General features: G+C 69.7%; 19 protein-coding genes. 8 read left to right on the top strand and 11 right to left on the bottom strand.

Annotation, left to right across the window (positions count from 1 at the left end; translation table 11 throughout):
* The first annotated feature begins 89 nt into the window (after positions 1-89).
* Together ACZK5N_RS10795 and ACZK5N_RS10790 are read left to right on the top strand one after the other, a co-directional pair.
* Positions 90-1,895, top strand: coding sequence for a bifunctional metallophosphatase/5'-nucleotidase (locus ACZK5N_RS10795; protein WP_463624915.1), 1,806 nt, complete (start codon positions 90-92; stop codon positions 1,893-1,895).
* Between the two features lie 297 nt (positions 1,896-2,192).
* A complete protein-coding gene (locus ACZK5N_RS10790; protein ID WP_463624914.1) occupies positions 2,193-2,738 on the top strand; it encodes an NADPH-dependent FMN reductase in 546 nt (181 codons plus the stop codon).
* Positions 2,739-2,747: 9 nt separating this feature from the next.
* On the opposite strand, the gene ACZK5N_RS10785 is transcribed toward ACZK5N_RS10790, so the two are convergent.
* The 4 genes from ACZK5N_RS10785 to ACZK5N_RS10770 all read right to left on the bottom strand — a co-directional run bounded on the left by ACZK5N_RS10785 (position 2,748) and on the right by ACZK5N_RS10770 (position 6,739).
* On the bottom strand, positions 2,748-3,626 hold the full coding sequence (locus ACZK5N_RS10785) for an aldo/keto reductase (protein ID WP_463624913.1): 879 nt from the start codon (positions 3,624-3,626) through the stop codon (positions 2,748-2,750).
* Positions 3,627-3,766: 140 nt separating this feature from the next.
* The gene (locus tag ACZK5N_RS10780) at positions 3,767-4,600 is read right to left on the bottom strand and encodes an ABC transporter permease (protein ID WP_463624912.1); all 834 of its coding nucleotides are present in this window, start codon (positions 4,598-4,600) and stop codon (positions 3,767-3,769) included.
* Positions 4,587-5,528 (bottom strand): ABC transporter ATP-binding protein, encoded by a 942-nt coding sequence (locus ACZK5N_RS10775; RefSeq protein ID WP_459018642.1) that lies wholly within the window; start codon positions 5,526-5,528, stop codon positions 4,587-4,589. Before ACZK5N_RS10775 ends, ACZK5N_RS10780 begins: the two co-directional genes overlap by 14 nt.
* Positions 5,525-6,739: a LolA family protein gene (locus tag ACZK5N_RS10770; RefSeq protein WP_463624911.1), complete on the bottom strand. Its 1,215-nt coding sequence runs from the start codon at positions 6,737-6,739 to the stop codon at positions 5,525-5,527. The genes ACZK5N_RS10775 and ACZK5N_RS10770 overlap by 4 nt, the downstream gene beginning before the upstream one ends.
* Before the next feature lie 80 nt (positions 6,740-6,819).
* On the opposite strand from ACZK5N_RS10770, the gene ACZK5N_RS10765 reads away from it, so the two are divergent.
* Together ACZK5N_RS10765 and ACZK5N_RS10760 are read left to right on the top strand one after the other, a co-directional pair.
* Positions 6,820-7,473, top strand: coding sequence for a response regulator transcription factor (locus ACZK5N_RS10765; protein ID WP_459018644.1), 654 nt, complete (start codon positions 6,820-6,822; stop codon positions 7,471-7,473).
* Positions 7,470-8,819: an ATP-binding protein gene (locus ACZK5N_RS10760; protein WP_459018645.1), complete on the top strand. Its 1,350-nt coding sequence runs from the start codon at positions 7,470-7,472 to the stop codon at positions 8,817-8,819. The genes ACZK5N_RS10765 and ACZK5N_RS10760 overlap by 4 nt, the downstream gene beginning before the upstream one ends.
* A gap of 18 nt (positions 8,820-8,837) precedes the next feature.
* Here the strand turns inward: ACZK5N_RS10760 and ACZK5N_RS10755 are convergent, their stop codons facing one another.
* The 6 genes from ACZK5N_RS10755 to ACZK5N_RS10730 all read right to left on the bottom strand — a co-directional run bounded on the left by ACZK5N_RS10755 (position 8,838) and on the right by ACZK5N_RS10730 (position 13,217).
* A complete protein-coding gene (locus tag ACZK5N_RS10755) occupies positions 8,838-9,056 on the bottom strand; it encodes a DUF4332 domain-containing protein (RefSeq protein WP_463624910.1) in 219 nt (72 codons plus the stop codon).
* 122 nt (positions 9,057-9,178) lie between these two features.
* On the bottom strand, positions 9,179-9,568 hold the full coding sequence (locus ACZK5N_RS10750) for a hypothetical protein (protein WP_463624909.1): 390 nt from the start codon (positions 9,566-9,568) through the stop codon (positions 9,179-9,181).
* A gap of 521 nt (positions 9,569-10,089) precedes the next feature.
* Entirely contained in the window at positions 10,090-10,401 is a 312-nt protein-coding gene (locus tag ACZK5N_RS10745; protein WP_463624908.1) for an AzlD domain-containing protein, read from the bottom strand.
* Entirely contained in the window at positions 10,398-11,102 is a 705-nt protein-coding gene (locus ACZK5N_RS10740) for an AzlC family ABC transporter permease (RefSeq protein WP_459018649.1), read from the bottom strand. The genes ACZK5N_RS10745 and ACZK5N_RS10740 overlap by 4 nt, the downstream gene beginning before the upstream one ends.
* Before the next feature lie 10 nt (positions 11,103-11,112).
* Complete coding sequence (locus tag ACZK5N_RS10735) at positions 11,113-12,534, bottom strand: sensor histidine kinase (protein WP_459018650.1); 1,422 nt, start codon at positions 12,532-12,534, stop codon at positions 11,113-11,115.
* Positions 12,531-13,217, bottom strand: coding sequence for a response regulator transcription factor (locus tag ACZK5N_RS10730; RefSeq protein WP_459018651.1), 687 nt, complete (start codon positions 13,215-13,217; stop codon positions 12,531-12,533). The genes ACZK5N_RS10735 and ACZK5N_RS10730 overlap by 4 nt, the downstream gene beginning before the upstream one ends.
* A 94-nt stretch (positions 13,218-13,311) precedes the next feature.
* Here ACZK5N_RS10730 and ACZK5N_RS10725 point away from each other — a divergent pair, with 94 nt between their 5' ends.
* Both ACZK5N_RS10725 and argF read left to right on the top strand, forming a co-directional pair.
* The gene (locus tag ACZK5N_RS10725) at positions 13,312-13,770 is read left to right on the top strand and encodes a low molecular weight protein-tyrosine-phosphatase (RefSeq protein ID WP_459018652.1); all 459 of its coding nucleotides are present in this window, start codon (positions 13,312-13,314) and stop codon (positions 13,768-13,770) included.
* Between the two features lie 56 nt (positions 13,771-13,826).
* The gene (argF, locus tag ACZK5N_RS10720; protein WP_463624936.1) at positions 13,827-14,822 is read left to right on the top strand and encodes an ornithine carbamoyltransferase; all 996 of its coding nucleotides are present in this window, start codon (positions 13,827-13,829) and stop codon (positions 14,820-14,822) included.
* A 186-nt stretch (positions 14,823-15,008) separates the two neighbouring features.
* On the opposite strand, the gene ACZK5N_RS10715 is transcribed toward argF, so the two are convergent.
* Positions 15,009-17,066, bottom strand: a complete 2,058-nt coding sequence (locus tag ACZK5N_RS10715) for a bifunctional metallophosphatase/5'-nucleotidase (RefSeq protein ID WP_463624907.1) — start codon at positions 17,064-17,066, stop codon at positions 15,009-15,011.
* A 300-nt stretch (positions 17,067-17,366) separates the two neighbouring features.
* Between ACZK5N_RS10715 and pdhA the strand changes: the two genes are divergently transcribed.
* The gene (pdhA, locus tag ACZK5N_RS10710) at positions 17,367-18,464 is read left to right on the top strand and encodes a pyruvate dehydrogenase (acetyl-transferring) E1 component subunit alpha (protein ID WP_463624906.1); all 1,098 of its coding nucleotides are present in this window, start codon (positions 17,367-17,369) and stop codon (positions 18,462-18,464) included.
* The gene (locus tag ACZK5N_RS10705; RefSeq protein WP_459018655.1) at positions 18,461-19,438 is read left to right on the top strand and encodes an alpha-ketoacid dehydrogenase subunit beta; all 978 of its coding nucleotides are present in this window, start codon (positions 18,461-18,463) and stop codon (positions 19,436-19,438) included. Before pdhA ends, ACZK5N_RS10705 begins: the two co-directional genes overlap by 4 nt.
* Positions 19,439-19,444 lie beyond the last annotated feature (6 nt).

Genomic DNA, 19,444 nt, shown 5'->3' with positions numbered 1-19,444 from the left:
GCGCGCCACCCGCAGGTCATCCCCAGGCCACCCGCTCGTAACCATCGCGGGCTAGCGTCCTTGTGAACCCACATCCACAAGGAGTGATCATGCGAAACCATCCCCTCCGGAGCGCGGTGGCCGCGGCTGCCTCTCTGGCGCTGGCCGGCGGACTTCTCGTCACCACGGTGCCCGCGGACGCGGCACCCGGCCGGCGCAGCGAGCAGACCGCCCAGCTCACGCTGCTGGCCACCACGGACATGCACGGCCGGGTCCAGAACTGGGACTACTTCACCGACGCGCCGTACAGGGACGCCCAGGGGGACAAGGTCGGGCTGAGTGCCGTCAGCACCATCGTCGGCGACGTGCGCGACGAGCGGGGCAGCGAGACCGTCATCGTCGTCGACAACGGCGACGCGCTGCAGGGCACACCGCTCACCACCTACTTCGCCAAGCAGGAGCCGGTGACAGAGACGGGCGCCGAGCACCCCATGGCGACCGCTTACAACGCCATCGGCTACGACGCCCAGGTGCCGGGCAACCACGAGTTCGACTACGGCCTGGACCTGCTCGACGCCTACGTCGACGACGCCGAGTTCCCCGTTCTGGCCGCCAACGTCATCGACACGGCCACCGGCGAGCCGCTGCTGCAGCCCTACACCATCATCACGAAGAAGCTGGGGAACAAGCCCGTCAAGGTCGGCATCCTCGGCCTCACCACCCCGGGCTCCATGATCTGGAACAAGGGACACCTTGAGGGCAGGGTGACCATCGAGGACATGGTCACCTCCGCCGAGAAGTGGGTTCCGGAGGTCAAGGCCGCCGGCGCCGACGTCGTGGTGGTGCTCAGCCACGCGGGCATCGGACAGTCCAGCTACGACACCTCCACCGGCCTGGGGGAGGAGAACCCCTCCGACCAGATCGCCGAGCAGGTGCCCGGCATCGACGTCATGGTGGTCGGCCACACCCACCGCGTCGACGCCGCCGAGAAGTTCGTCACCAACGAGGTCACCGGCGAACAGGTGCTGCTGACCCAGCCCATGTTCTGGGGGCAGAGCGTCTCTGACGTCACCATCGACCTGCAGAAGGTCCGCGGCCAGTGGGATGTGGTGGGTGCCGAGGCCGAGGCGATCCTCAGCAGCTCCGTCGATGAGGACCCTGTCGTCGTCGAGGCCGTCTCCGACGCGCACGAGACGACCGTCGGCTACGTCAACACCGTCATCGCCCAGTCGGTGTCGGAGCTGCCCGCCACCGAGTCCCGCTACCGCGACACCGCCATCATCGACTACATCCAGATGGTCCAGACCGAGACCGTCCAGGGCGCCCTGGCCGGAGGCGCGTATGCGGATCTGCCGGTGCTGTCCATCGCCGCCCCCTTCAGCCGCACGGCGGTGTTCCCCGAAGGCGACGTGACCATCCGCGACATGGCGGGGCTCTACATCTACGACAACACGCTCGAGGCGGTCGTGTTGACCGGAGCCCAGGTGAAGGACTTCCTCGAGTACTCGGCGAAGTACTTCGGCACCGTCGCCCCCGGCGCGACGTTCGACGCCGACGAGCACACCTCGGTGGTCCACAACGGCCAGCAGGTGTGGGACTACAACTACGACATCATCGCCGGAGTGGACTACGAGATCGACCTCAGCCAGCCGGTCGGTTCGCGGATCGAGGACCTCACCCATGCCGACGGCACGCCTGTGGCCCCGGACGAGCAGTTCGTCGTGGCGGTGAACAACTACCGACGCAGCGGTGGCGGCAACTTCCCCCACATCTCGACGGCACCGGTGGTGTACAACGAGATGCGAGAGATCCGCCAGCTGCTGATCGACTGGGCGGTCGACAAGGGCACGATCGACCCCGTCGACTTCTTCGACCAGAACTGGACCCTGACGGTCGACGGCACCCCGGTGCCGTGATCGTGCGCTAGTCCCTCAGGACAGGTGGGGCGGGCACTGCGGTGTCCGTCCCACCGTCGTGTCGGCGGGGGTGCGTAGGCTGGCGCAAATCGGAAGAACAGGCAGGGCCGTGGTGGGCGAGCCGACGGTTTGAGATCTGATGGCGGAGCTTGCTGGGCATTGACGAGCGAGCGCGTCGTGAAGAGTGCCGACGGCCTGGATCTGGGGAGCCTGCTCGGGTGCTCCGTCAGCCGGGCGGTTGAATCTCGCGCCCGGCATGTAGTTGAAACGTCAAGTTAAATGTGTCATAGTTGAACTGTGAAGAATCTCTCGATCATCGTCTCGTCAACCCGTCCGCAGCGCATCGGTGGGCACGTCAGCTCATGGGTGGCAGAAGCCCTCAGCTCAGACTGGTCCGTCACCACACTCGACCTCGCCGAGATCAACCTTCCCTTCATCGACGAGGATGCCCCGGCGGGCTCCGGCGTCTACACCCAGCCGCACACGCTGGCCTGGAAGGCCGCCGTCGACGCCGCCGACGCGATTGTCGTCGTCACGCCCGAATACAACGGGTTCTTCCCCGCTCCGCTGAAGAACGCCGTCGACTACCTCTTCGCCGAGTGGGAAGCCAAGCCGATGGCGCTCGTCGGCTACGGCTTCGGCGGCGGACAGCGCGCCACGACCGCGCTGACCCAGCTGATGCAGAACCTCAAGGCCACTGTGGTCGGTACCACCGGCCTGGTGTTCAACACGGACCTCACGATGTCCGGTGAAGTGACCGCCGGCGCCGAGAAGGTCGCGGAACTCCTGAACCTGTCCGACGAGCTGGCCGGCGCCGTCGACGCCTCTGATCTGGCCGCCTGACCCCAGCCCTCAGTCCTGGCCGCTCGCGGGCGGCGGACCGAGCGCCTCGACGGCGGCGAAGAACTCCTCCGGCACCTCTGCCGCGATGAGGCCCGCCAACGCGTCGAGGCGCTCGAGGGATGGGATGCCCACCACCGTCGTGTCCACCAGTCGGCTCCGAAGCGAGAACTGCAGCGCGGCCGCGGCGAGGTCAACGCCCGCGCCCCGGGCCAGGCCGCGGACCCGGTCGATGTGGGCGGCGAAATCGCCAGGCATGGTGCGATAACCGTAGGTGCGCTCGCCGTTGGCCAGCGTCCCGCCGCCGAACGGCGCTGCGTTGAACACCTGCATGCCCAACTCCCGCGCCCGTTCGAACACCGGCTCGGCCGAGCGGTCGACGAGCGTGTAGCGGTTGTGGTTGAGCACCACGTCGAACAGGCCGGTCTCGACGTAGGCCCGTGTCTCGGCCAGCGGACCGTAGGCGACGCCGATCGCCCCGATCACGCCCTCGTCCCGCAATTGCACCAGCGCCTCGACGGGTCCGTCCGCGGCGAGCGCCTCGTCGACGGTGACCGTGAACGGATCGTGGAACTGGTAGAGCGGCAGCCGGTCCAGCCCGAGCCGCGTCAGCGACTCCTCCAGCGAGCGGCGCACGCGGTCGGCATCGAACACCCCGGTGTCGGGGTGAAGGTCCGCCTTGGAGAACACGAGCTTGCCCTCGGGGAGCCCTCCGGCGCGCTGGATGGCGGCGCCGAGTATCTGCTCGCTGCGGCCGCCGGCGTAGTTGTTGCTGGTGTCGACGTTGCCCAGCGGGGACGAGAGCAGTGCGTCGGCCAGCGACTGGCCGTCGGGGCGCTCACCTAGGCGCGAGGCGCCGAGGGTCACGGGAGTGAGGGGAACGTGCGCCATGGGGCCTCCTTGCGAGCGGACACCTAGACCTTATGCGATGGTCCGGACCGCACCCTGCGGACAATGTTCCTCCAGTCAGGGGCTCAGGGGCGATGAGGGCCCGAGAGTCAGCCTGGAGGAACGATCACCGCAGGGGGAGGTCACGAGGTCACGTCGGCGGACCGGAACCGTGCCCACGCCAGCGACGCGAACACCGCAACCCAGCCCAGTTGCACGAGTAGTCCAGAGCCGAGGACGCCCCAGTCCACTTCGATCCGGAGGAACTCCGCGAAGTCGAACCAGTGATGGGTCAACAGGTATGGGTGGATGGCCGCGAGCTGGGGTAGGGAGTCCAGCACCGTGGACACCACGGCCACCACGGTCGTGGCCGCCATCGCCCCGACGGGGACCTCGGTGAGCGTGGAGAAGAACACCCCCACCGCCACCAGTCCCGTCAGCGACAACGCCACGTACGCCGCGACACCCAGCATCCGCGCCATCCCATCACCGAGCGAGACGGTGGAGCCGGACAGGAGCGTCATCTCGGTCAGCCCGAAGAAGGCCCCGCCTGCCGCGAGCGCCATGACGGCGATCACCAGCACCGCCGCCAGCGCGAAGGCCAGGGCCACGAGCGCCTTCGCCACCAGGAGGCGGGTCCGTGCCACGGGAAGGGTCAGCAGGTAGCGCAGTGTGCCGGCCTGCGCCTCGCCGGCGATCGAGTCGCCGGCCGTGATCCCGATGGTGAGGGGGAGCAGGAACGGCAGGCACATGAACAGTGCCGCGACGACGAGGAACAGCCCGTTGCCGGTCACGCGGCCGATGAAGCCGGGCCCCTGTCCCTCCAGGCCCGAGCCCTGGGCGATGAACAGGACGACGGAGAGCAGCAGTGGCACTGCGCCGAGCCCGGCGAGGAGGGCCAGCGTGCGCCGTCTGCCGAAGAGGAGGCGGAGCTCGCTGCGCAGCAGCCGGCCGAAGGAGCCCTCAGCGCGCGACATCGAAGCCCTCCCCCGTCAGTTCCACGAACAGCTGTTCCAGGCTGCGACGGCGGACCTCGAGGCCCACCAGGTCGATGCCGGCGTGCACGAGGGCCGCCGAGACGCGCCCCGGGGGTACGGCTCCCAGGCGGGCCCGCACCTCCACGCCGTCGGCCCGGACCTCCTCGAGGCCGAGCGATGCCAGCACCTCAGCTGCAGCGGTCATGCTGTCCGCCGTGGTGGTGACGACGAGGCGGGAGTCGTCGTCGGCGGCGAGCTCGCTGCGTTCGGCCTGGGCCAGCAGCCTGCCCTGGCCCATGATGCCGATGTGGGTGCACACCTGCTCGATCTCCGCCAGAAGGTGAGAGGAGACCAGCACGGTGGCGCCCTCCCCGGCGAGTTCCCGGATGAGGTGGCGCACCTCGCGGGTGCCCTGGGGGTCGAGGCCGTTGGTGGGCTCGTCGAGGACCAGGAGCCTGCGCGGGCGAAGCAGGGCGGCGGCGAGCCCGAGCCGCTGCTTCATCCCCAGGGAGTACTGCCGGTAGAGCTTGCGGGAGGCATTGGTGAGGCCGACGCGGTCCAGGGCCGTGTCGATGCGGGCCCGGGATGTGGCGGGATCCGCCGTCGCGTCGCAGGCGTCCAGCCGCACCAGGTTGGCCCTGCCGCTGAGATAGGGGTGGAAGGCCGGGCCCTCGACCAGTGCACCGACCTGCGGGAGGACGGTGCCGCCGGCATCGGGCATGGGCTGGTCCAGGAGCCAGGCCGCGCCGGCGGTGGGCCGCACCAGCCCGAGCAGCATGCGAATGGTGGTGGTCTTCCCGGAACCGTTGGGGCCGAGGAAACCGTAGACGGACCCGGTGGGCACGACGAGGTCGATCCCGTCGACCGCGACCTGCCCGGACCGGAACCGCTTCGTCAGTCCCTCGGTGCGGATCGCAGGGGCGCTCACGCCATCGCGCGCAGGGTCTCGGCGGGAACGGCGCCCACGAGGACGCGCCCGTCGTCGGTCACCAGGACGCTGAGCAGCGTGGAGCTGAGCAGGCGACCCTCGGGAACCTCGGTGGTGAGCTGCTCGAAGAGCGCACCGGTGTCCAGATCCATGCCGCCGCCGTGCTCGGGCTTGAACTCCTCCATGAGGTCCTTCGCCTCCTCGGAGCCGGTGAAGTCCTCCGGCAGGCCGCCGACGGCCGTGGGGTCCTCGGCGAGCAGGGCGGCCATGTCGACGCCGGTGAGCTCGATGACGGTCTCCCAGCCGGTGCCGTGCACCGTGGGCTTCTCGTGCGCGCCCTCTGCCATCTCGTGGGCGGGCATCTCCGTTCCCTCGGCGGGGATGGGCACGACGACGTCGCGCGTGGTGGCACCCGCGGGCGGTGAGAAGGCGAAGACCGAATCGTTGGGTGCGGTGAAGTCGATGTCGGTGAAGGACACTTCGAGGGCGGGGGCGGTTTCGTCCAGGGTGCTCCAGGTCTGCACGCGCAGCGGCGTCATGGTCTCGCCGTCGACGGCGAGCACGACGCGGTCCACGAGGGTGCCGTCGGTGTCCGGGGTCACGATGAGCTGGTAGGCGTCGCGCCCGGCGATGGTGGTCTGGGCGTCGACGCGCACGCTGGAGGACTCGTCGATCTTGGCCAGCGCCTCAGCGGCCGCCTCCTGGGGGGTGGGCAGCTCGGCCTTACGGGCGAGCGCCTCCTCGCGGGCCTGCTCACTCATCGCTTCGAGGCGCGCGCGGTCCGCGTCGCTGACGCTGTAGTGGACGACCTCGTCGTCGGTGCTCGAATAGGTCCATACCTCTGGGCCGTCGGTGACGACGGACCACTCGGACATGGTGCCGAGGAGGGCGACGCGCGAGCGCTGCTCTCCGTCCGTCCAGAGCCGGAGGGTGGAGCTTCCGCCCAGCAGGCTCATGGGGTCCGCGCCGCTGGCCTCGGTGAAGAGGAGGTCCGGGAGCCCCAGCCGCGCCGTGTGCACGACGGTGCCGGACATGGCCTGCGGCTCGGACTCCAGGACCCGGGCCACGAGCTCCTCGGCGGACAACTCGGGCAGGTCGCTGGCTTCGCCGGCGGCGAACAGCGGTTGCGCCAGGATGCCCACGGCGACCGCGGAGGTCACCGCGATCGGGGCGACCCACGGGGAGCGGAGAAGGGAGCGTCGTTCGGTCATGCGTCCACGGTAGACGAGCCCCGCTGAGAGGACGCTGAGAGCGTCGTCGGGGTTGTGCGGGCCGGTGGCAGGATGGGGGAGTGCGGGTACTGGTGGTCGACGACGAGCGCGGACTCACGCGCACGCTCCAGCGCGGCCTGGCGGCAGAGGGGTTCGCCGTCGACACGGCCCACGACGGCGACACGGGCCTGTCGCTGGCCACGCACGGCGACTACGACGCCATCGTCCTCGACGTGATGCTTCCGCGGCGCAACGGCTACGCGGTGGTGGCCGCCCTCCGGGAGCGGAAGGTGTGGACGCCCGTGCTCATGCTGAGCGCCAAGGACGGCGAGCACGACGTCGCGGACGCCCTCGACCTCGGTGCCGACGACTACCTCACCAAGCCCTTCTCCTTCGTGGTGCTCGTGGCTCGGCTGCGGGCACTCGTCCGGCGGCCCGCCGAAGCGCGGCCCGCTGTGCTCAGCATCGGCTCCCTGGAGCTGGATCCCGCGGCGCGGGCGGTGCGGCTGGGCGGGGAGCCCGTCGACCTCACCACCCGGGAGCTCGCGCTGCTGGAGTACCTCATGCGGCACGGGGATCGCGTCGTCGGGAAGGTCGAGCTGCGTGATCACGTCTGGGACGGGACGGGTGAGGACCTCAACGTCGTCGAGGTCTACGTCGGCTACCTGCGCCGGAAGCTGGGGCGCGACGCTGTCGTGACCGTGCGGGGCGCGGGCTATCGCGTGGCGGGGTGACTGTGGCCGGCCGACGGTGGGGCGGGCTGTCCCTGCGGCTCCGGCTCACGCTCGTCACGGCGGGCCTGCTGGGCGTGGGTTTGGCGTTGGGCGCCGTCGTCCTGTCGGGGGTGGTCTCGGCGAGCAGGGTCGCGGCTCTCGACGACGTGGCCATGGCCCGGGCGGAGACGGTCGCGCGGCTCGCCCTCGACGACAGGCTGCCTGATCCGCTGCCGGTGACCGAGGCGGGGGAGATCGCGCAGGTGCTCGACGGATCGGGTCTGGTGGTGGCGAGTTCGGCCTCCGCGAGCCGGACTCTCCCGGTGATCGGCGCCGGCGATCTGGAACGGCTCCTGGGTCAGGGCCGCGGCACCCTGCGGACGGCCTACGACGAGCGGGCGCGGCTGGCCGTCCTCCCGGCCACCTGGAGGGGTGAGCCCGTCTCGGTGGTGGTGGCGCTGCCGCTGCGCGACGTCGAGGGAGTGCTGAACGCGCTGCGGGTGTCGCTGGTCGGCGTGGTGCCGACGCTGACCCTGCTGCTGGCCGGCGTGATCTGGTTGGCGCTGGGGCGGGCGCTGCGGCCGGTCGAGGAGCTGCGGAGCGCGGCGGCCCGCGTCGCACGCGAGGGTGGGCCAGGGGCCCTGCCCGTGCCGTCGGCCGATGACGAGTTGGGCGCGCTCGCCCGGACGCTGAACGAGATGCTGGACCGGCTCGAACGGGCGTCGGCCAGGCAGCGCGCCTTCGTCGAGGACGCGGCGCACGAGCTGAGGTCGCCCATCTCGTCGCTGCGGGCCAGCGTCGAGGTGGCGCGGTCGCATCCTGAGGCCATCTCCAGTGCGGAGCTGGCGGCGGACCTGGGGCCCGAGGTGCTGCGGATGCAGGCACTGGTGGATGACCTGCTCCTGCTGGCACGGGTCGGTGCCGCGCCTGCGCGGCGTTCCGAGGAGGACCTGGCGGGTATCGCCGCCGATGCCGTCGGCGTGGCTCGCCCGGATGTGGCCGTCGAAATCCGCGGCAGCGGTGCGGCGCGCGTGGATGCGGCAGCCGTGGGTCGCGTGGTTCGCAACCTGGTGGACAACGCCGTGCGGCACGCGCAGAGCGCCGTCCGGGTCACGGTCACGGAGGGGAGCGTGGTGGTCGAGGATGACGGCGCGGGGGTCGCGGCAGGGGACCGCGAGCGGGTGTTCGAGCGGTTCGTCCGCCTGGATGAGGCCCGCGAGCGCGAGGCGGGGGGCAGCGGACTCGGGCTCGCCATCGCCCGCGAGATCGCGCGTGATCACGGCGGCGACGTCGTCCTGGGTGACTCCGAACTCGGCGGCCTCAGTGCGACGCTGACGCTCCCGGGCCGCGCTCCGCGGCTGCCGTGACCCGCCGCCTGGGGAGCCTCAGACGTCGAGCGCCTTTGCCTGGGTGACCCAGTCCGTGCACTCGGCCACCGACAGCCCGATGACGGGACCGTGCCGGGTCTCGATCATCTCCTTGAGATGCTCAGGGTTGCGATGCCTCAGTTCCTTGACCGAGTCCACCCCGATGCTCTTGAGCAGTTCGGCGTACTTGGGGCCGATTCCCTTGATCCGGGCGAGATCGTTCTCGACGGATGCCATCATTCAGCTCCTCGACTGGTGTACTGCGTCCTTCGTTGGACATCTGCAGCGTACCGCCGCAGCGCCGAACGCAGGCGTCCCCGGGCATTCCGGTTGGAGCCGGGCGGCGGTTCCGGCCCCGGTCAGGAGGAGGCACGTGGCATGGCGTGCCGATACGTCCACGAGGTCAGAGCCGTGGCGAGCATGACCGACAGAACCCCCACGAAGATGTGGGCCGAGGTGGTGCCTGCGCTGCCCAGCAGGTACTGGATGCTGACCAGGAGTGCCATCGCCACGGCGAGCACCACATTCACCACGCCTGCGGAACGGCGCAGCACGACGTAGACGACGGCAGCCACGACGGTGACCACGAGCGTGACAAGGGCGCCGACTTCGTGATGGGTCCGGTAGCCGCTCTGGCCCCCCAGGAAGGCCGATGCCCATCCGGCCTGGCCGATCAGGCAGCTGAGCACGAGGGTGGCCAGGATGCGGAGCGTGATGAGGTGCGGGTGGGGCAGGGGAGGTAGCGCCATTCGACCACTGTGCCAGATGGGCAGCTGTCAACTCCCTCTCTCACAGCGGGGGACTCCCGGAGGTCAAGAACTCGCAGGGGTCATCGAGCCCTGCCATCACGCGCGTCCACAGTGTTATCCACAGGTGTGAACAAGTTACTCGGGTGTAATTCTCAGCCGGAGACGAACTGCGAGCAGAACGAACTGCTTGCTTGCTGAACTGTGAGGTGGTGAACCCCACCCTCCACCGCGGAGACGGGCCCCCAGTGCCGCCCCACGCTCAAACGCGGCCATAGGCCACCGCCACTGCCGGCACGTTCCCGCGCATCGGGCCCCTGCCACCTTCAGGTGCCGAACCACGCGGCGCGGAAACATGCCCGCAGTGGCACCCTTTGGTCCACGCGCTGAGCGTGGACCTTCGCACTCGCGTCCCGCTTCCGCGGGCACCCTCTACGCCGACAGCGACGACTCCACCCCAGCGGAACCGCTCCACCGGCCGCCATTTGCCCTCCCTGCAGACCGTGCCTCGACAAGGGGCTGGTTCACGCAAGCCCGCCCAGGCGCGCCAGGGCGGCGGCGGCCGCGCCGACGATCACCACCAGGAGGTACGGCGCCTTGAACACGAGTGCGACGGCCGCGGCCGCCAGCGCGACGATGCGGGCATCGAGGGTGATGGCCGTCCCGGCCACGAACGTGTTGAGCGCAACCAGCGAGGCGAGGAGTCCGACTGTGACGCCGTGCGAGAGGGTGGACACCCAGGGGTTCTCCAGCCAGCGCTCGGGAACGAGGTAACCGATCAGCTTGGTGGCGTACGCGATGGCGCACGCGGCGAGGATCCACAGCCAGAGCGTCATCGGTGTCCTCCCCGCGCAGCAGGCGAGTGGGAGGTCCGGCGCCGCTGCTGAACCACGGTCAGCCCCACCGCGACGCCCGCGGCCACGATGATCGGGATCCCGGCCGGGACCAGGGGTGCCACGGCAACGGTGACGACGGCGGCCACCACCGCGATCGCGATCGGGTCGCGCCCCTTCAGCCGCGGCCACAGTAGGCCGAGGAAGGCGGCGACGGCCGCGCCGTCGAGTCCCCAGGCCGCCGGATCGCCCAGCGCGTTGCCCACGACCGCCCCCACCAGCGTGAAGAGATTCCACAGCACGAACACCGCGACACCAGCGGCCCAGAACCCGCGACGCTCCTCGTCCGGATCCTCCGCCGCGGACGCCGTCGCGATGGACTCGTCGATGGTGAGGTGGGCCGCCAGGAACCGGCGCCACCCGTGCGGCCTGAGCAGGGCGTTGGCGGTGACGCCATAGATGGCGTTGCGGACCCCCAGCAACGACGCCGCCGCGGTGGCGGATGCCAGCGCGCCCCCACCCGCGACCACCCCGATGAACGCGAACTGCGACCCGCCGGTGAACATGAGCAGGCTCACCGCGCTGGCCTGCGGTACTGACAGTCCGGCTGCCACGGCGAGGGCGCCGAAGGAGAGGCCGTACAGCCCTGTCGCCACGCCGACCGAAACCCCGCGCCTCTGCGCGGGGGTCAACCCCGTCCTCACGCCGCGAGCCTCACTGGAGCACCTCGTTCGGCTCGGCGATCATCGGCAGACGCATGACGAACTTCGCTCCGCGTTCGGGGTCGTTGGCGGCGCGGACGGACCCACCGTGCACGCGTACCGTGTGGTCGACGATGGAGAGGCCCAGCCCGGTGCCGGGCGTGTTCCGGGCGCGGTCCGAGCGGTAGAACCGGTCGAAGATGAGCGGGAGGTCCTCGTCGGCGATGCCCGGGCCCTCGTCGACGATGGTGAGCGTGCCGTCCTCCAGGGTGACGCTGATGGTGCCGTTGGCGGGGGAGAACTTGACGGCATTGTCCAGCAGGTTGGTGATGGCCCGCTCCAGCGTCGACGGGTCGCCCATCACCGGGGTGGGCTCCAGCGTCACGTCGAACCGGATGGTCGGCCCGCGACGGCGGGCGCGCTCGATGGCGGACTCCGTGACCTCCGCCATGTCGAGGGGCTCGTGAGGACGCTGAAGGTGGTCGTCGCGGGTCAGGGCCACGAGGTCCCCGACGAGGGCGGAGAACTCGCCGAGCTGCGCGGCCACGTCACCCAGGATGACGGAGCGGGCACCCTCCGGCAGCATCCCTGAGGTGTCGTCGGCGAGCAGCAGCTCGATGTTGGTGCGCATGGACGTGAGCGGGGTGCGGAGCTCGTGCCCGGCGTCGGCGATCAGTTGGCGCTGCTGTTCCCGAGAGGTCTGCAGGGATCGCAGCATCAGGTTGAAGGACTTGGTGAGCTCGCCCAGGTCATCGCGGCCGTAGATGCGGATGGGGTTGAGCTGGTCGGTCTGGGTGACAGACTTCACGGCCTGCGACAGCCGTCGGACCGGGGCCAGCACGGCCTGTGCCGCCCACAATGCCGCGACCGTCGTGGTCAGGACGCCCGCGGCGCCCGCCAGCAGCAGCGCCAGCCACAGCGACCCCAGCGTCGACTCCAGCGATTCTGTCGGCCGGCCGTACATCACCGCGTAGAAGTTGCCTCCCGTTGACATCGGCACGGACACCAGCCGGTACGAGGTGCCCTCCACATCGATGGTGCGTGCCGAGGACCCCGATTGGATCCGCGCCACCGCGATCTCCTCTGCGCTCGCGGGGACCACGACGGTCTGACCCGGCACCTGGCTGAGCGCCCCGTCAGCGGAGACGAGCGCGAGGATGCCGTTCGACGAGCCGAGCAGATCCGCCGAGAGGACGGACAGGTCGAACAGATTGGAGGCGATGGTCCCGGAGGCCGTCTGGGCCACTCCGATGAGCTCGCGGTCGAGCTGCTCGAGGATCGACCATCTGGTGACCCCGTAGGACGTGGCGCCGACGACCAGCACCGACAACGCCACGCTGACCCCGGTCAGAAGGGCCAGCCGCCACTGCAGAGATTGTCCACTGACAAGGCGGCCGATGCCGCGTCTGAGCCGGATCCACCAGCTCCCGATCACGGGGGCGTTTCACGCAGGACGTAGCCGATGCCCCGGACGGTGTGGATCAGCCGGGGGCGGCCACCGGTCTCCGTCTTGCGGCGCAGGTAGCCGATATAGACCTCGAGCGAGTTCGCCGTCGTCGGGAACTCGAAGCCCCACACCTCGTTGAGCAGGGTGTTGCGCTCCATGACCCGGCGCGGGTTCTCCATGAACACCTGCAGCAGCGCGAACTCCGTGCGGGTCAGCGAGATGTGCTGGCCGCCACGGGTGACCTCACGGTGCTGCGTGTCGAGGGTGACGTCCTGGAAGGTGAGGACCCGCGATTCCGCCTCGGGAGCCGCCTTCGAGCGACGGGTGAGGGCGCGCAGCCGCGCCAGGAGCTCGTCGAGGGCGAACGGCTTGACCATGTAGTCGTCCGCGCCGGCGTCGAGGCCGTCCACGCGGTCACCTACAGCGTCGCGCGCGGTGAGGATGAGGATGGGGGTGTCGTTGCCGCCGTCGCGGAGCATCTTGGTGGTTTCCAGCCCGTCCAGGCGCGGCATCATCACGTCCATGATGATCGCGTCTGGGGTGTAGCTGACCAGCTTGGCGAGGGCCTCGACGCCGTCCGCAGCGGTCTGCACCTCGTCGCCGGAGTAGGTGAGCGAGCGGGCGAGCGAATCGCGCACCGCTTGATCGTCGTCAACCACCAGGATCTGCACCGTCGTCCCCCGTCACTCGCCCTGCTACAGGGCTTCATCCTACCCACCCCGGCACGGCTCGGCGTTCCCGACCCGCGTGGGTATGGTGAGGCATATGGCTACGCTTCTTTTCGTGTGCTGGGGCAACATCTGCCGCTCCCCCATGGCTGAGCGCGTCGCGCGCGCCAAGGCTGAGGAGCGCGGGCTCGATGTCCGCATCGAGAGCTTCGGGGTGTCCAGCGAGGAGGAGGGCAACCCCATCGACCGTCGCGCCGCCCGCACCCTGGAGCGGGCGGGATACGACGCCGCCGGTCATCGTGCGCGCAAGATCGGGGCGGCCGACGTGAAGGGCGCCACCCTGGTGGTGGCTGCCGAGCCCCTGCACGTGGCGAGGCTGCAGCGGATCGCCCCGGGGGCCTCCAACATCGCTCTCCTCAACGACTTCAACGTGGACAAGCCGAAGGGGGAGCCGCTGGGTGACCCGTGGTACGGCCCCGAGGAGGGCTTCGAACGGACACTGGCCGACATCGAGGCCGCCGTCGACGGCGTGCTGATGGCGGTCGCCCGACGCTGACCCGTGCGCCCCGGGTACCCTGTGGTCTCTTGAACCACGAGCGAGAGGCCACGACGATGAGCCTGACCGGACGCAGCTTCCTCAAGGAGTTGGACTTCACACCGGACGAGTGGCGCAGCCTGCTCGACCTGTCCGCGGAACTCAAGCTGCAGCGGCGCGAGGGTCGCGAGGAGCAGCGCCTCGCCGGCAGGAAGGTGGCCCTGCTCTTCGAGAAGACCTCCACCCGCACCCGGTGCGCGTTCGAGGTGGCCGTGGCCGAGCAGGGGGGCATGACGACCTATCTGGATCCCGCCGGGTCGCAGATCGGGCACAAGGAGTCCGCCGCCGATACCGCCCGGGTCCTGGGGCGGTGGTACGACGGCATCGAATACCGGGGAGCCGGGCAGGAGGTCGTCGAAACGCTCGCGGCGCATGCGGGCGTCCCCGTCTACAACGGGCTGACCGACGAGTGGCACCCCACTCAGATGCTCGCGGACCAGCTCACCATGATCGAGCACAGCGGCAAGCCCCTCGAGGAGATCGCGTTCGCGTTCCTCGGCGATGCCCGCAACAACGTGGGCAACTCGCTGCTCATCAGCGGCGCACTCATGGGCATGGACGTGCGGATGGTGGCCCCCGCATCCCAGCAGAACGCCGACGGGATCGTCGCGGAGGCCCGGCGCCTCGCCGAAACCACGGGGGCCAGGATCACCGTCACCGACGACGTCGCCGCCGGGGTGGCGGGTGTGGACTTCGTCTACACCGACGTGTGGGTGTCGCTCGGCGAGCCGAAGCAGGTGTGGGCCGAGCGCATCGAACTGTTGCGGCCGTACCAGGTCAACGCCGAACTGATGCGCGCCACCGGCAACCCGGACGTGAAGTTCATGCACTGCCTGCCCGCCTTCCACGACCTCAACACGACGGTGGGGCGAGAACTGAGGGACGCGTTCGGCATCGAGGGCGTGGAGGTGACCGACGAGGTGTTCGAGTCGGAGGCCAGCGTGGTGTTCGACCAGGCCGAGAACCGGATGCACACCATCAAGGCGGTGCTGGTCTCCACGCTGGCCGGCTGATGCGTCGGCCGTCATGCGGCAGGAGTTCCTCCAGGCGGTGCTGATGCGGCCCAGAGGGCCCGGAGGTCGCGCTGGAGGAACAGAATCCGCGAAGCCCGTCGGCGCACGGACCTCGGGAGTGCCAGGAGTGACGAAGAAGGGGGGCCCGACGAATACGGGCCCCCCTTCCATCTGCTCAGCGCCGGGTCACTTCCCGAGGGGGTGCGGCTTCTTCTCGGGCCGCTTCGACTCGACGTCGATGGGGACGTAGATCTGGGTGCCGGACTCCGCTACCTCGAACCGGAGCGTGTACGCCCCCGTCGTGATGGGGAAGCGGCTGCCCTTCTTCAGCGACACCTCGACGGTCGCCACGCCGTCGGTCACGGGCGCGCTGCCCACCTGGACGTCGCCGATGAACGCCGTGATCGACGTGTTGGCCAGCTGGGGGGAGACCTTGTCGCCCCCGAGAAGGAACATGTCGAGGGTCTGCGGGGCGACGCCGTCGGCCAGGGGCTGACCGAAGGTGAAGGTGAGCGGGGTTGGGCCGGCGACGAGTGGGCCGGCCGCGAGCTTGGCCGACACGCCGCGCTTGGAGTAGTCAGGCGATAGCACGCCCTGCTCGCCGATCCACGTCGTCCAGGACGCGAGGTCGGTCTTGCCGGTATCGCGGGTGTTGACGCCCTTGCCGAGTTCGTGGAAGTTGTCGCCGCCGGTGATGAGGAACGAGCCGCCACCGACGGTGTACAGCCCGGCGGGGTCGATCGGTGCACCGTTGATGCTGACCGACGTGATCCGCGATCCCTCGGGGAGTGACTCGTCGTAGGTGTAGGTGACGTTCTTCGACAGGCCCAACTGCAGGAACGGCCGCGACGGGACCGACCCGGCAGCGTTGCGCTGCCACTGCTGCTCCAGCACCTTCGTGAACTGTGCCCCGGTCACCTGCGTGGTGAAGAGCGAGTTCGCGAACGGCAGGGTGAGCGCGGCCTCCCGCAGCGTCACGTCTCCCGCGTCGAACGAGTCGCGGGTGCCGCCGGGGTTCTGGATGCCGATGAACTCGGCGTCGCCGCCGCCCAGCACCTCGTGGAACATCTCCGCCACCAGGTTGGACATCGGGGACTCGGTGTTGCGGGTGTCGGCGTTGCCCGTGCCGGCGGTGGAGATGGCGGCGGAGGTCTCGCCCACCACCTCTGCGCCCTGGACCATCGCGACGCCGTAGGCGGCCCGCGCGATGTCGTTGATCGCCTGGATCGCGGGCAGCGTCTCGTCGGAGGTTCCGGGCGGGGTCACCAGCGAGTCGGTGGCCGAACACACGCCCTTGCCCGAGGTGTCGACGACGAGGTCCAGCTTCCCGAGCCGCTCGGCGTAGGAGCCGGCCTGGACGATCGGCCGGCCGTCGGCGCTGTCGAACGTGTAGCGCTGGTGGGTGTGACCGTTGAAGATGGCGGCGACGCGCGGGTCGATGTCGCGGTAGATCTCGTCGAACGCGGCGCTGTTGTCGGCGTTGGTCGCCGCGCTCTGGGTGGCCAGGGCGGCGCCCTCGTGGAGCGACGCGAGCACCACGTCGGCCTCGCCGTTGGCCTCGTCGCCGTCAAGCAGGTCGTCCGTCACGCGGTTGATGGCCTCGACCGGGTTGCCGATGGTGAGGTCCGCGATCCCGGCGGGGGACACGAGCGACGGCAGGTCGCTGGTCACCGCGCCCACCACCGCGATCCGGATGCCGGCCTTCTCGAGGACGGTGTACTCCTCCATCGGCGCGGCGACGGTCGTGGTGCCCTTGGTGTAGACGTTGGCGCCCAGGTACTCGAAGCCCTGAGCCGCGGGCACGACGCGCCCGGCCAGGTCGTTCCAGCCCTTGTCGAACTCGTGGTTGCCGACGGTGGAGGCCTCGAGGCCGGCCGCGTTGAGTACGTCGAGCGTGGGGGCGTCGTCGGCGATCATCGACACGAACGTGGAGGCGCCGATGTTGTCGCCAGAGGAGATCAGCGCGACGTTGTCATCGCCCCGCGCTGCGCGGGCCTGCTCGACCGGCGTGAAGAGGCGGCCGGCCAGGTAGGCGGAGGGGTCGGTGAGGGACTTCGAATCGTCGATGATCCGGCCGTGGAAGTCGTTGAACGCGAAGATGGTGACGGTCTCTGTGGGGCTGCCCGCGACACACTCGCCGATGGCGGCGTGGGCCTGGGGGGTGAACGTGGTGGCGGCGAGGCCGCTCGCCACCAGGGCCGTCGCGGCAATCGTCGCCGTGGCCCTCCTGGTCAGGTTGATCATGTCTCTCCGATGCGTGAGGCGGCGGGGGCGGTCACCGCGAAACAAAATGATTCACGCCCCACTCTGAAGGGGCTCGGCGCCCGCGTCAAGCTCTTCTTGTGTCGTTCACCGTGCCGTCACCCGACGGTCATCGGATCCGACCAATTGGGCGTGGCGCCCGCCCGTCACGTGGTCCACTGTGGTGTGCGGGGCTCGGGCGGAACATCCCCCGGACCCGCGACAATGTGCCGGGACAGGCGGAAAGCCGTAAGCTACGCTCGCGTAAGCTACGGATACGTAAGTTAGCTGAGAGGAGCGCGAGTGCGCGGCCAGAGCCAGGACATGGTGCAGCTGCTGACCCCCGACGGTCAGCGCGTGGAGCACGAGGAGTTCCACTTCACAGGCACCACGGAGGACCTCGTCGAGTACCTGCGGGACATGATCCTCGCCCGACGCTTCGACGCGGAGGCCACCGCACTCCAGCGGCACGGCGAACTGGGACTGTGGACCCCGCTGATCGGCCAGGAGGCGGCGCAGGTGGGCTCGGCCCACGCGTTGCGGTCCGTGGACGTGGTGTTTCCCTCCTACCGCGAGCACGCCGTCGCGATGGTCCTGGGCGTGCCGCTGACCAACATGCTGTCCCTCTTCCGCGGTACCAACGGCGGCTACTGGGAGAAGCTGGACACCTTCAAGAACTACCAGATCGTGATCGGCTGCCAGGCGCTGCACGCCACCGGCTACGCCATGGGTCTCCAGCTCGACGGCGCTGTCGGCAACCACGACGATGCGAAGAATGCCGGCGTCATCGTCTACCACGGCGACGGCGCGGCCAGCCAGGGCGACGTCAACGAGGCCTACGTGTTCGCCGCCTCCTACAACGCTCCGGTGGTGTTCTTCTGCCAGAACAACCAGTGGGCCATCTCGGAGCCCATCGCGCTGCAGTCGCGGATCCCGTTGTTCCAGCGCGCGAAGGGCTTCGGCTTCCCCGGCGTGCAGGTGGACGGCAACGACGTCCTGGCCGTCAAGGCCGTCACCGACTGGGCCATGGCGCGGGCCCGCGCCGGCGAGGGGCCCTCGTTCATCGAGGCGTTCACCTACCGGATGGGGGCCCACACCACCTCCGACGACCCCACCAAGTACCGCGAGCGCGCCGACGAGGATGAGTGGCGGGGCCGAGACCCCATCGCTCGCCTCACCACCTACCTCCGGGGGCTGGGCGCCGTCGACGACGCATGGTTCTCGGCAGTCGAGGAGGAGGCCAGACAACTGGGTGCCGATGCCCGCGCGTCGATCCCGCTCATGGAGAACACCACCATGGACGCTCTGTTCGCCACGGTCTACGCCGAGCCCACTGTCGCGCTGGAGGCGCAGCGCCGCGAGTACGCCGAGTACGCCGCGACGTTCGGGGAGGACGCATGAGCGAGACGCTGACCATGGCCAAGGCCCTCAACAGGGGGCTGCGCCGCGCACTGCAGGCTGATCCGAAGGTGCTGCTGGCGGGTGAGGACATCGGCAAGCTCGGCGGGGTGTTCCGCATCACCGAGGGGTTGCAGGACGAGTTCGGCGAGAACCGCGTGGTGGACTCGCCCCTGGCCGAGTCCGGCATCATCGGCACCGCCGTCGGCCTGTGCATGCGCGGCTACCGCCCCGTGGTGGAGATCCAGTTCGACGGCTTCGTCTTCCCCGGCTTCTCGCAGATCGTCACCCAGGTGGCCAAGCTCCACATGCGCACCGGCGGGCACACCAGGATGCCCATGGTGATCCGGATCCCGTACGGCGGCGGCATCGGGGCCATCGAGCACCACTCCGAGTCGCCGGAGGCGTACTTCGCCCACACCCCCGGCCTCAAGGTGGTGACCTGCTCCAACGCCAACGACGCGTACTGGATGATCCAGCAGGCCATCAAGTCCGATGACCCGGTGGTCTTCTTCGAGCCCAAGCGGCGCTACCACGTCAAAGGTGCCGTCAATTTCACCGCCCGCCCGGTGCCGATGCATCAGGCGCAGATCGTGCGCTACGGCACGGACGCGACACTGCTCGCCTACGGGCCCATGGTGAAGACCTGCCAGGACGCCGCGACCGTGGCGGCGGAGGAGGGCACGTCGCTGGAGGTGGTGGACCTGCGCACGCTCAGCCCCATCGACTGGGTCACCATCGAGGCGTCGGTGCGGCGGACGAAGCGCGCCGTCGTCGTCCATGAGGCGCCGAAGACGCTGGGCCTGGGCGCGGAGATCGCGGCCCGGCTGCACGAGGATCTGTTCTACGTGATGGAGGCGCCCGTCCAGCGGGTGGCAGGCTACGACATGCCGTATCCGCCCGCCCGCGTGGAAGAGGAGTACCTTCCCGGTGTGGACCGAATCCTGGACACCGTCGACCGTTCGCTCGCCTACTAGGAGCCA

This window comes from Tessaracoccus pujii, from assembly GCF_055326215.1.
Note: the sequence above shows the minus strand (reverse complement) of the source record. Positions and strands in the feature narration are given on the sequence as shown.